General features: G+C 69.6%; 10 protein-coding genes. 6 read left to right on the top strand and 4 right to left on the bottom strand.

What is annotated here, in order from left to right:
- Positions 1-4: 4 nt before the first annotated feature.
- On the top strand, positions 5-1,507 hold the full coding sequence (locus ACFYXF_RS18010) for an SDR family NAD(P)-dependent oxidoreductase (RefSeq protein WP_389350557.1): 1,503 nt from the start codon (positions 5-7) through the stop codon (positions 1,505-1,507).
- A gap of 59 nt (positions 1,508-1,566) precedes the next feature.
- Here ACFYXF_RS18010 and ACFYXF_RS18005 read toward each other — a convergent pair whose 3' ends face one another.
- Together ACFYXF_RS18005 and ACFYXF_RS18000 are read right to left on the bottom strand one after the other, a co-directional pair.
- Positions 1,567-2,328 carry an SDR family oxidoreductase gene (locus ACFYXF_RS18005; RefSeq protein WP_389350556.1) on the bottom strand — a complete coding sequence of 254 codons (762 nt, stop codon included), beginning with the start codon at positions 2,326-2,328 and terminating at the stop codon, positions 1,567-1,569.
- A gap of 25 nt (positions 2,329-2,353) precedes the next feature.
- Positions 2,354-2,803 (bottom strand): hypothetical protein, encoded by a 450-nt coding sequence (locus ACFYXF_RS18000; protein ID WP_389350555.1) that lies wholly within the window; start codon positions 2,801-2,803, stop codon positions 2,354-2,356.
- Between the two features lie 440 nt (positions 2,804-3,243).
- On the opposite strand from ACFYXF_RS18000, the gene ACFYXF_RS17995 reads away from it, so the two are divergent.
- Both ACFYXF_RS17995 and ACFYXF_RS17990 read left to right on the top strand, forming a co-directional pair.
- Positions 3,244-3,417 (top strand): hypothetical protein, encoded by a 174-nt coding sequence (locus tag ACFYXF_RS17995; protein ID WP_329268070.1) that lies wholly within the window; start codon positions 3,244-3,246, stop codon positions 3,415-3,417.
- Between the two features lie 49 nt (positions 3,418-3,466).
- The gene (locus ACFYXF_RS17990) at positions 3,467-3,958 is read left to right on the top strand and encodes a GNAT family N-acetyltransferase (protein ID WP_389350758.1); all 492 of its coding nucleotides are present in this window, start codon (positions 3,467-3,469) and stop codon (positions 3,956-3,958) included.
- 31 nt (positions 3,959-3,989) lie between these two features.
- Here ACFYXF_RS17990 and ACFYXF_RS17985 read toward each other — a convergent pair whose 3' ends face one another.
- Positions 3,990-5,333: an amidase gene (locus ACFYXF_RS17985; protein ID WP_389350554.1), complete on the bottom strand. Its 1,344-nt coding sequence runs from the start codon at positions 5,331-5,333 to the stop codon at positions 3,990-3,992.
- 353 nt (positions 5,334-5,686) lie between these two features.
- Here ACFYXF_RS17985 and ACFYXF_RS17980 point away from each other — a divergent pair, with 353 nt between their 5' ends.
- Both ACFYXF_RS17980 and ACFYXF_RS17975 read left to right on the top strand, forming a co-directional pair.
- Positions 5,687-7,525, top strand: a complete 1,839-nt coding sequence (locus ACFYXF_RS17980; protein WP_389350553.1) for a family 20 glycosylhydrolase — start codon at positions 5,687-5,689, stop codon at positions 7,523-7,525.
- A gap of 11 nt (positions 7,526-7,536) precedes the next feature.
- The gene (locus tag ACFYXF_RS17975; RefSeq protein ID WP_389350552.1) at positions 7,537-9,084 is read left to right on the top strand and encodes an alpha-L-fucosidase; all 1,548 of its coding nucleotides are present in this window, start codon (positions 7,537-7,539) and stop codon (positions 9,082-9,084) included.
- 82 nt (positions 9,085-9,166) lie between these two features.
- Here ACFYXF_RS17975 and ACFYXF_RS17970 read toward each other — a convergent pair whose 3' ends face one another.
- Complete coding sequence (locus tag ACFYXF_RS17970; protein WP_389350551.1) at positions 9,167-10,219, bottom strand: LacI family DNA-binding transcriptional regulator; 1,053 nt, start codon at positions 10,217-10,219, stop codon at positions 9,167-9,169.
- Positions 10,220-10,444: 225 nt separating this feature from the next.
- Between ACFYXF_RS17970 and ACFYXF_RS17965 the strand changes: the two genes are divergently transcribed.
- Entirely contained in the window at positions 10,445-11,737 is a 1,293-nt protein-coding gene (locus tag ACFYXF_RS17965; protein ID WP_389350550.1) for an ABC transporter substrate-binding protein, read from the top strand.
- Positions 11,738-11,739: the final 2 nt, after the last annotated feature.

Below are 11,739 nucleotides of genomic sequence, written 5' to 3'. Positions count from 1 at the left end.
CGCGATGACGGTGACAGAGGACGGCCCGACGGCCGTGGACGGCCAGGACGACATGTCCTATGGTCCCGGCATCGACCCCGAGCGCATGGCCGTCTGCCTCAGCGTGCTCGAAGAGCTGGACAAGCTGGACGTCGACCACCCCGACGCCATCGCCGTGCGCCGCGCCACCGCAGGCGTCTACCGCACGGTCAAGCAGCGCCGCCGGCAGGAGCGCCGGGCCGCCAAGACCGCCCACGACAAGGCGGTCACCGAGTCCACGGCGACCGGCTCCGCCCAGCGCATCGACGACGAGACCGAGGGCATCCTCCCGTCGTCGGTGACCGAGGAGGGGCAGATCGCGGGGATACTCCAGCGCCCGCGCTCCTGCTACACCTGCAAGACCCGGTACATCGAGGTCGACTACTTCTACCACCAGCTCTGCCAGGACTGCGCCGCCCTCAACCGCTCCCGCCGCGACGCCCGTACCGACCTCACCGGCAAGCGCGCGCTGCTCACCGGCGGCCGGGCCAAGATCGGTATGTACATCGCGCTGCGGCTGCTGCGCGACGGCGCGCACACCACGATCACCACCCGGTTCCCCAAGGACGCCATCCGCCGCTTCAAGGCCATGAACGACTCGGCCGACTGGCTGCACCGGCTGGAGGTCGTCGGCACCGACCTGCGCGACCCGGCCCAGGTCGTGGCCCTGGCCGACCAGATCGCCGAGCAGGGACCGCTCGACATCCTGATCAACAACGCGACCCAGACGGTACGCCGGCTGCCCTCCGCGTACGCCGCCCTGGTCGAGGGCGAGAGCGCGCCGCTGCCCGCCGGGGAACTGCCCGCCCACCGGGTGATCGGCGCCTTCGGGTCCGGTGCGGTCGACGGACTGGCCGCGCTGCCCGTCGGCATCAGCGGTCTCGACGCCCAGCAGGTCGCCGACCTCGCCCTCGTCGCGGGCAACGCCAGCGTCGCCCGGCATCTCGACGGCACCGCCATCGACGCGGGCGGGCTCGTCCCCGACGTCGTCGACACCAACACGTGGGTGCAGACGATCGAGCAGATCTCCCCGGTGGAGCTGCTGGAGACCCAGCTGTGCAACTACACGGCGCCGTTCATCCTGATCAGCAAGTTGCGGCCGGCGATGGCAGCGGCTGCGCGGGACGCGGTGAGCAAGCGGGCGTATGTCGTCAATGTGTCGGCGATGGAGGGGGTGTTCGGGCGTGGGTACAAGGGTGCGGGGCATCCGAACACGAATGCGGCGAAGGCCGCGATGAACATGGTGACGCGGACCAGTGCGCAGGAGATGTTCCAGGCCGACGGTATTTTGATGACCTCGGTGGACACGGGGTGGATCACTGACGAGCGGCCTCACTACGACAAGCTGCGCTTGGCCGATGAGGGGTTCCATGCGCCGCTTGATCTTGTGGATGGGGCGGCTCGTGTATACGACCCGGTCGTGCGGGGGGAGTTGGGCGAGGATCTTTACGGGGTGTTCTTGAAGGACTACGCGCCTGGTAAGTGGTAGGCGGGGGTTGTGGGGCGTGTGCCGGCCGGTGGGGGCTGGTCGCGCAGTTCCCCGCGCCCCTAGGTGGGTGTTGGCTTTGCCGGTTTTACCCGTGTACCGCCGTCTACCAGTAGGTCGGCTCCAGTCACCCACTCTGCTGCGTCTGACGCCAGCCACAGGACCGCCTGGGCCACGTCCTTCGGCTCTCCGATTCGGGCCAGGGGTAGGCCGGTTGCGATCTCCTGCTCACTCGGCTCCCATACGAAGCGGGCCATTTCTGTGCGGACCAGGCCCGGGGAGACCGAGTTGACCCGGACCTTCGGGGCCAGTTCGCCTGCGAGTTGTTGGGTGAGGTGGAGGAGGGCCGCCTTCGTGGTGCCGTAGGCGCCTACGTTGGGGCCGACGTGCGTGGCGCCCTCCGTGCAGATGTTGATGACCGTGCCGCCGTGTTCGCGCATCCAGGCCCGCCATGCGTACTGCGTCAGGCGTAGTGGAGCCTCGACGTTGGTGGTGAACGCCTCGCGCCAGGTGTCCGGGTTCGCGTCCATCAACGGGCCGTAGGGCTGGTTCGTGGCCGCGTTGTTCACGACGATGTCGATGCGGCCGAAGGTGTCGAGTGTGAACTCGGTCAACAGGGACAGGTGTGCGGGATCGGCGACACTGCCCGCCATGCCGATGCCGCCGAGCGTCTTGGCGGCCCGCGCAACCCCGTCCGGATCACGGGCCGTTACGCACACCCGCGCTCCCGCCCGCACGAACGCCTCCGCGACGGCCAGCCCGATGCCGCGCGTGCCCCCGGTGACCAGGGCGACCCGCCCGTCGAGTCCGTACGGCGATGTCATCCGCGTACCGTCTCATGACGGACCGTCAGTCAACAGCCCCCAGGCGGGAGTGCTGTTCCGCGACCAGTTCCAGCAGGGTGCGCCAGTCCTCCAGGACGCCCGCGTCGAAGCCCGGCGCCCGGCCGGCCTCGTCCGCCTGGCGCAGGGTCAGGGTGTCGGCGTCGACGTGCGGGTCCAGGTCCGTGGCGTGCGGGCTGTCGTGTACGAGGCGGGCGACCCGTTCGCCGAGCAGGTGCCGTACGGCGTCCGCCGCCGTACGGGCGTGGCGGGTGGGGTCGCCGGGGGCCAGGAGCCGGCCTATGACGTGGACCAGGCCCGCGATCTGGAGTTCCTTGTCGGCCGGGCGACTTCGGCGCAGCAGGGCGGCCGTCTGGAGCGCGTGCTGATGCAGGTCGACGGGGTCGGTGCCGTGCTCGGGGGTGCCCCGGCAGGCGTGCAGCAGATCCATCAGCTCCTCGACGCCGCGCAGCTCCATGCGTCAGTCCTCCCGAGTCCTACCGCGGGACCAGCCGTTGCCTTCGGGCAGCAGATCATGGGCGACTTGCGCGCGGACCAACGGGAGCTGAACTGCTGGACGTGTTCCGGCAATGCCGTACGAGGGTCCGTCGGTTGAGCCGTACGGGTGATGCTCAAACCGTGCTCCAGGTAACAAACAACCCCAGATTATGGCTGAATGAACACTGAGCGACGTGAGATCTTTACCGCTTGTTTTCACCCCATCGAGCGGGCATGCGCTCATTTGGTTAATACTGGAGCGGACGGGCAGCACGACTGGGTTCCACCCACACCCACGGTCCGTTACCGGCGCCACCGCGTCCTGACTGCTCTTGACCAAGACCCGAGTGGATGTGGAGCGACCGGCAGCAGACTGGTCCCGATTGTCCTGAGGGTGACCCGACACATAAGGAGTGCGCGGTGACACCGGAGAAGACGAATCTCGAACAAGGCCCTGAGGAACGCACAGCGGCCCCTGTCGACCGGAGCGACCGGCTCGGCAGCCTCGACGTGTGGGCCAGGTCGGCCCCGATCCGCCTGGCGGGCTACGAGGACGACCTCGCCGAGCCGCACATCCTGCCCAGCGTCGACTAGCACCCGTCGAGATTGACGTCGGCATGGGCGTGCCACACTCACGTCCATGCTGATCATCAGGGAAGCCGCGGCTGCTGACTGGCCGCGGATCTGGCCGTTCTGGCACCGCATCGTCGCCGCCGCGGAGACCTACACCTGGGACCCGGACACCTCCGAGGAAGCGGCCCGCGCCCTGTGGATGAGCCCGGCCAAGCGCGTGTACGTCGCCGAGGACGGCGCGGGGGCTGTCGTCGGCTCCGCCTTTCTCACCCCCAACTACGGTGGCCCCGCGGCCCGTGTCGCCAACGCCGGTTTCATGGTCGACCCCGACTGCGGGGGTCGTGGTATCGGACGCGCCCTCGCCGAACACGTGTTGAACGAGGCCGAGACCCACGGCTATCGGGGCATGGTCTTCAACGCGGTCGTCGAGACCAACCCGGCGGTCAGGCTTTGGACTTCGCTCGGATTCGCGATCCTCGCCACCGTCCCGGACGCGTTCGACCATCCCCGGGACGGCCGGGTGGGCCTGCACGTCATGTACAAGGCCCTCGGGGTGGACTGACCGCCACCTGGCTCGGTGCTCGCCGGGCTCTCTAGGCGAGCGGAGCCGTCCGCTGCCAGGGGTGCAGCTCCTCCAACTGCTGCGCCACGTCGAGGAGTACGGCCTCCGAGCCCGGACGGCCCACCAACTGGACGGCACAGGGCGCGCCCGAGGGCAGGGTGCCGAAGGGTACGGCCATCGCCGGCCAGCCCGTCAGGTTCCACGGGGGCGTCATCGGCGAGTAGTTGGTGTTCGCGAGGATGTTGCGCAGCCAGCCCCGCTCGTGCCAGGCGGCTGCTGCGGGGGAGCGCCGGGCGAGTGCAGGGGTGAGCAGGACGTCGTGCTCGGCGAAGAACGGCTCCAGGCGGCGGCGCAGTTGCTCTTTGTGCTGTCCCCGCTCGACGTAGCCGACGAACCTGCGCCCGATGGCCGCGTGGACCCGGGTGCGCCGGGTCAGCCCGCTCTTGTCGAAGCCCTCCGCGTCCCGCGCCGTGCCCGCCGTCCAGTGCGTGAACGAGGTGACGCCGATCGACAGTGGGTAGGGCGGGTCGGCGGGACGCACCTGGTGACCGGCGCCGTCGAGCAGGGCGGCGGCCTCGCGCGCGGCGGACACGTACGGCTTGCTGATGGTGACGCCGGTGATGGGGCTGCGGACCGAGAGGGCGACCTTGCGGCCGGCGTGCGCGTCCGACCGTACGAACTCGGTGTCCGCGAGGATCGACAGCATCAGACGTGCGTCCTCGACCGTCGTCGCCAGCGGGCCGTTCTCGGACATGCCGAACCAGTCGCCGTTGCCGATGCCCGCCGGGACGACCCCGAGGCCCGGCTTGATGGTGACGACACCGCAGTTGGCGGCGGGGATGCGCAGTGAGCCCATGCCGTCGTTGCCCAGCGCGATCGGCACCATCCCGGCGCCGACGGCCGCCGCACTGCCGCCCGACGAACCGCCCGCCGTACGGGTGGTGTCCCACGGGTTGCGGGCCGTGCCGAGGACGCCTTCCGTCGTGCCCCAGATGCACAGCTCGGGCACATTGGTGACCCCGACGACGATCGCGCCCGCCGCGCGGAGCCGGGCCACGGTGACATGGTCGTGGTCGGCGGGGGTGTCCGGCGTCGCCGTGGTGCCGTGCCGGGTCGACTCGCCGCGCACGCCCAGGTTGTCCTTCACGGCGATCGGTACGCCCGCGAGCGGGAGGTCGGCCAGATCGGCGCGGGCGGCCACCTCGTCCGCCTCGGCCAGCGCCTCCTGCGCTCTCAGCCGGCGGAACGCTCCGACGCGGGCGTCCAGCAGTTCGATGCGCGCCAGATGTTCGGCCACGACTTCACGGGGCGTGACGCGCTTCTCGCGTACGGCGGCGGCGATCTCGGTGGCGGTACGGCCGGCCCAGCTGGTCACGGGGGCTCCTCGGGGTGGATGCGACACATCGTGCTACGCGTGAGGCGATGAGGCTACTCGTGAGTACAAGTGGCGTCGAGGGTCGCCGGGCCCGGGGGTGTCGGGCCTGAGGACCTGCGCTGTCGGGCATGGGGATCCCGGGGTGTCGGGCCCGGAGATCCTGGGGTGTCCAAGGCGTCGAGCTTGGACATTCGGGCCGGGCCGCTTGGACTTTTTGCCCGCCGGGGCACCCGGTTCCGGCCATAGAGCCGCTGGTCATCCGATCACTGGCCGAACTTCCCTGACTCCGGACCCCATTGACAGCACCTGAGGTGCGCTCAATCATCACACCTCCGATGAATGGGAGCTTCCAGATGAGTAGGTATCCAAGACGTCGGCTTCTGGGTGTGCTGGTGGCTTTCCTGCTGCTCGCCGCCCCGGTTCCGGCCGTCGCGCGAACGGTGGCCGCGAGCGCCCCGGTCACCCTGCCAGCGCTCGCCAACTGGACCCCGGAGCAGGGGAGTTACAAGTTCGATGCCTCTGCCCGGCTGGTAGCCGACTCCGCGCCAGAGCGCAGGGTCGCGGACACCCTCGCCGACGATCTGCGCGACGCGGGGCATGGCAACGTACCCGTCGTCAGCGGTGGCGCGCGTACCGGTGACATCGTTATCGATGTCCAGCCGGGCCGGGCCGCGTTGGGCGCCGAGGGGTACGAACTCCGGGCGGGCGCACGGCTGTCGGTGACCGGCGCGACCGAGCGCGGCGCCTTCTACGGCACCCGGACCGTCCTTCAACTCCTCGCCCAGGGCGACCGGATCCCCGCAGGACGCACGGTCGACGTGCCCCGGTACGCGGAGCGTGGCGTCGGTGTCTGCGCCTGCTACATCCACATCTCGACCGAGTGGCTGGAGAACCTCGTACGCGACATGGCGTACCACAAGCTCAACCAGCTGCTCCTGGAACTCAAGGTGAAGAGCGACGCCCACCCCGAGGCCAACACCTGGGGCTACTACACCAAGGACGAGATCCGGCGGCTCGTCGCCCTCGGCGACAAGTACCACGTCGAGATCATTCCGGAGATCAACTCCCCGGGCCACATGGACCCCTGGATCGAGAACCGTCCCGATCTCCAGCTCACGGACTCCGACGGCAACAAGCAGCCCAGCAGGCTCGACATCACCCAGCCGGCCGCCTTCGACTACTACACGAGCCTGATCGACGAGTACGCCCAGGTGTTCACCGGCGGCTCCTGGCACATGGGCGCCGACGAGTACATGCTCGGCTCCGACTTCGCCAAGTACCCGCAGGTGCTGCGGTACGCGCGGGAGAAGTACGGGGCGAACGCCACACCCCAGGACGCCTTCATCGACTTCGTCAACCGCGTCCAGGCCTATGTGGCCGCCAAGGGCAAGAAGCTGCGCATCTGGAACGACGGGCTCACCGGCGCCAACACCGTGCCGGTGACCGCGGGCACCACGGTCGAGCACTGGCTGAACGTGGCCGTGAAGCCGAGCCAAATCCTGGCCCAGGGCTACCCGTTGATGAACGCGGCCTATGCGCTGTACCTCGTCCGGGGCGGCTTCCACACCGACACCAAGGGCCTGTACGACCAGAGTTGGGACCCGCGCAGCTTCGAGGGCGAGAAGGTCGCCTCCAGCCAGGGGATCACCGGCGCGAAGATCAGCCTCTGGCCCGACAACGGGCGCGGCGAGACCGAGAACGAGGTCGCCGTCGACACCGACCCCGCGCTGCGGCACGTCGCACAGGCCACCTGGGGCGATCCGCATCCCGACGCCACGTACGCCCAGTTCACCGCGCGGGGGACGGCTGTTGGGCACGCACCCGGCTGGCGGGACCTGACCCGGGTGCCGGTGGCGGACGGGACGTACACGTTGACGGCCGGCGCCGCTTCCCTTGTCGCCGAGGTGCGGCGCACGGCGGACGGTTATGTGACGCTGCGTACGTCGGCGGGCTGCCTGGCGATCAGTGGCGGCAAGCTCACTCTCAACGTGCCGTTGCAGCCCGGCGTCCAGGCGACCTGGGACAGCTGTGACGCCACGAGCACCCTGCAGCGCTGGCAGCCGGCGCCGGTGGCGGGCGGCTACCTGCTCGTCAACGCGATCACGCAGATGGCGCTGACCGTCTCGGACGACGGCCGGATCGTGCAGTACCCCACCGACCAACGCCCGCCCGCTGTCTGGCACCTGAGCTGAGGAGACACCCCATGACCATCTCCAGACGCATCTTCGTCACCGCAGCCACCACGCTTGCCGTGACCGGACTCCCCTCGGTCACGTCGGTCGCGGCAGCCGCCGAGGCGGCGGAAGACCCCCTCTACCGCATCCCCGTGTCCCCGGCCGACACCGCGGCCGATCTCGTCCGCAAGGCCTCCCAAGTCCGGCCCACCGCACGGCAGATCGCCTGGCAGCGGCTGGAGCGGACCGCGTTCCTGCACTTCGGCGTGAACACCTTCACCGGTCTCGAATGGGGTACCGGCGACGAGGACCCGAACGTCTTCCAGCCGGCCGGGCTCGACACCGACCAGTGGGCGCGGGCTCTGCGAGACGGCGGCTTCAAGCTCGCCATCCTCACCGTCAAGCACCACGACGGCTTCGTCCTCTACCCCTCCCGGTACACCAACCACTCGGTGGCATCGAGCAGTTGGCGAGGTGGGCAGGGTGATGTGCTGCGCTCGTTCGCCGATTCCATGCGCCGGTACGGGCTGAAGGTCGGCGTGTACATCTCCCCGGCCGACGAGAACCAGTACCTCCACGGCGTCTACGCCAACGGCAGCGTCCGTTCCCCGCACACCGTCCCGACGCTCCTGGCGGGCGACGACCGGTCGCCGGAGCGCTTCTACACGCTCGACGCGACCGACTACGGCGCCCACATGCTCAACACGCTGTACGAGGTGCTCACCGAGTACGGGACCGTCGACGAGGTGTGGTTCGACGGCGCCCAGGGCCACATCCCGCCGGACAAGGTGGAGAGCTACGACTGGGACAGCTGGTACACCCTGGTGCGGACCCTCGCCCCGGACGCCGCGATCGCCGTCACCGGCCCCGATCTGCGCTGGGTCGGCAACGAGGGCGGAACCGCGCGCGAGGACGAGTGGAGCGTCATCCCGGTCAAGGAGAACCAGTACGGCCGGACCGACTGGGCCCTGTCCTACGACACCCCGGACGAGGGCAGCCGCGACGCCCTGGTGAGGGCTCAGCCCGTGACGGACTACCTCCAGTGGTGGCCCGCCGAGTGCGACGTGTCCATCCGGGACGGCTGGTTCTACCACGCCGACCAACAGCCCAAGACGGTCGACCAGTTGACCGAGATCTACTTCGGCTCGGTCGGCCGCAACGCCGTCCTCCTCCTCAACGTCCCGCCGGATACAGACGGTCTCCTCGCCGCCTCCGACGTCACGCGGCTGCGGGAGTTCCGGGAGCGCGTCGACCGGGAACTGCCCGCCGACCTGACGATCGGTGCCTCGGTCACCCGGACTCCGAGTGTCGTGACCGTCGACCTCGGCAGGGAGCTGGCGGCGGACCGGATCCGCCTCGCGGAGGACATCGCTCACGGGCAGCAGGTCGAGGCCTTCGTCGTCGAGGCGTTCGTCCGAGGTGGCTGGACCCGGGTGGCGGGGGCCGGGACGGTCGGCGCGAGTCGAATTCTCCTGCTGGCGGCGCCTGTTCGGGCGCGACGGTGGCGGGTCCGGGTCACCCAGGCGCGGGCGGAGGTGCGGATCGCTGAGTTCGGGCTGTATCAATCCCGGGTCTGAGGACTCATGTCTACGGGGTGCGGGGCGGACACCGTACGAGGGTACGGGGGTACACGGGGGTACGGCGTCCGCCCCGCGCAGTTCAGAGGGCCCCTGCGTCGCAGGGGCCCGTGCTGTCCCGCTCGATCAGGCGTGGGACCGGCACGCGTACGGTTCGCGCCGGGCCGCCGTCCAGCAGTGCCGTCAGCTCCTGGGCCGCCGTACGGCCGAACTCCACCGTGTCCCGCGACAGCGCCGACAGCCACGGCTTGACCATCCGGCACAGCGCCGAGTCCTCCCAGGACACCACCGACACGTCCGCCGGCACCGAGAAACCGAGTTCCGTCGCGGCGGCGACTCCGGCGAGCGCCATCACGTCGTTGTCGTAGACCAGGGCGGTCGGGGGAGCGTCGCTCTCCAGGACCCGTCGGGTGACGGCGGCGCCCTGCGCGTCCGAGTAGTCCGTGGTCACCGAGCGGACCTCCGTCAGACCGCGCCGCCCGGCCTCGGCGCGCAGCGTACGGATCCGGCGCTCGGTGTGCGCGAGGCCCGGGAGCCCGGCGATGTGCGTGATCCGCCGGTGGCCCAGCGCGTACAGCCGGTCCACGACCGAGGCCATCGCGCCCGCGTCGTCCGCCCACACCGTCGACCAGCCGGGGTGCCGCTCGTCCGGGGCGCCGCCGATCACCACGGCGGGCAGGCCCAGTTCGTCGAGGAGGCCGGGGCGCGGGTCGTCCGTGCGCGGGTCGACCACCAGCACACCGTCGACCCGGTGCTCGGCCCACCAGCGGCGGTACACCGCACACTCGTCGTCGACGCCCTCCAACACCTGGAAGAGCAGGCCGAGATGACGCTCCGCCAGCACCTCTTGGATGCCCGAGATGAGCTGGAGGAAGAAGGAGTCGACGCCCAGGGTCTCGGCCGGGCGCGCCACCACCAGCCCCACCGTGGCCGCACCCTCACCGGACAGTGCGCGTGCGGCGGTGCTGGGTCGCCAGCCCAACTGCTCGGCGACCCGCCGCACTCGGTCCCGGGTGACCTCGGAGACTCCCGGGCGGCCGTTGAGCGCGAACGAGACCGCGCTCTCGGAGACCCCGGCACGCTGCGCGATGTCCTTCATCGTCGGCCTGCGCGCGGGCGACCGCTTGGCCGGCATCCTTGCTCCCCAATTCCCGGTGGCCGCGCACTAATGCGCTTGAGCCCGGCAAGCCTAAAGCGCATTAGTGATCGGCCGCAATACCGCCAACTCAACTGTCTGACCTGGCATGTTGACCAACTAATGAATTTAGCTGAGCGGAATCCATTGACTTGCCCGGCGCGGGGCGTGCAGGGTCTGCCCCGGCACCATTGGCCACCGCCGCCGCAAAGGAGCCCGTCCGCCGTGCGCATCCCCCGCAGAGTTCTCGCCACCGCTGCCGTCATCGCCGTCGTCCTGCCGCTGAGCGCCTGCGGCTCCGGGAGCGGCGACAGTGGTTCCACCGACGCCTCCGGCAAGATCGAGGGCGACATCACCTTCCAGACCTGGAACCTCCGCGCCAACTTCAAGTCGTACTTCGAGGGGCTCGTCGCCGACTTCGAGAAGAAGTACCCGGGCACCGACGTGAAGTGGATCGACCAGCCCGCCGAGGGCTACGCCGACAAGATCAGCGCGGACGCGGCGGGCGGCACCCTGCCCGACGTCGTCAACGTCTCGCCGGACCTCGTCGCCCCGCTCGCCAAGGCCGGCCTCGCGCTCGACCTCGACAAGGCCGCCGCCCAGTACAAGAGCGAGTATCTGCCCGGTGCTTGGGCGAGCCACGAGATCCCGGGCATGACCGGGACGTACGCCTTCCCCTGGTATCTGAACACCGGCCCGCTCTTCTACAACAAGTCCCTCTTCAAGGAAGCGGGCCTCGACCCCGAGCAGCCGCCCAAGACGTACGACGAACTTTTCGCCGACGCCCTGGAGTTGGCGAAGAAGAGCGACGGCAAGGTCGCCACGCTCGCCAACGTGCCCACCATCGAGGACTTCGGCCGCTACGGCGTCCCCCTCATGAACGACGCCGGTACCGCCTTCGCCTTCAACGACGCCAAGGGAGTCGAACTCCTCACCAAGTACAAGGAGTTGTACGACGCCAAGGCGCTCGACCCGCAGGCGCTGACCGCGACCCCCGAGTCCTCCGGCAAGAAGTTCCTGACCGGCGCCGTCGCCATGAACCCGGGGAGTGCCCTGGACCTCGGCAACTTCAAGAAGCAGGCCCCGAACCTGTACAAGAACATCGGCATCACCGACCAGATCACCAGCACCGGCAAGGTCAACATGTACGTCATGGGCGTGATGGTGAACGCGCAGAGCAAGCGCAAGCCCGCCGCCGTCGCCTTCGCGCACTACGTCACCGACGCCGAGCACCAGATGTCGTTCGCCAAGAAGGTCGCCATCTTCCCCAGCACGGCCGGCTCGCTCGACGACCCGTACTTCACCGCGGAGGACGGTACCGACGAGACCCGGGTGCGGATCGCCGCCGCCAAGTCCCTGAAGAACGCGGTCAATTACACGCCCGTGCTGTTCAGCGAGCAGATGAAGACCGAACTGCGCAACTCCGTGGCGCGGGCGCTCCAGGGGAAGCAGAGCCCCGAGGAAGCTCTCGACAACGCTGTCAAGGCCTGTGACCGGCTCCTCCAGCAGCAGGGCTGACG

The organism is Streptomyces sp. NPDC002680, assembly GCF_042889145.1.
In the GTDB taxonomy this organism is placed as follows: Bacteria; Actinomycetota; Actinomycetes; order Streptomycetales; family Streptomycetaceae; genus Streptomyces; species Streptomyces adonidis.
Note: the sequence above shows the minus strand (reverse complement) of the source record. Positions and strands in the feature narration are given on the sequence as shown.

Coding starts and splice junctions, on each gene's coding strand:
- ACFYXF_RS18000 (WP_389350555.1), bottom strand. CDS start 2,803: ATGGAGCTGCGCGGCGTCGAGGAGCTGATGGATCTGCTGCACGCCTGC.
- ACFYXF_RS17975 (WP_389350552.1), top strand. CDS start 7,537: ATGACCATCTCCAGACGCATCTTCGTCACCGCAGCCACCACGCTTGCC.
- ACFYXF_RS17970 (WP_389350551.1), bottom strand. CDS start 10,219: ATGCCGGCCAAGCGGTCGCCCGCGCGCAGGCCGACGATGAAGGACATC.
- ACFYXF_RS17980 (WP_389350553.1), top strand. CDS start 5,687: ATGAGTAGGTATCCAAGACGTCGGCTTCTGGGTGTGCTGGTGGCTTTC.
- ACFYXF_RS18005 (WP_389350556.1), bottom strand. CDS start 2,328: ATGACATCGCCGTACGGACTCGACGGGCGGGTCGCCCTGGTCACCGGG.
- ACFYXF_RS18010 (WP_389350557.1), top strand. CDS start 5: ATGACGGTGACAGAGGACGGCCCGACGGCCGTGGACGGCCAGGACGAC.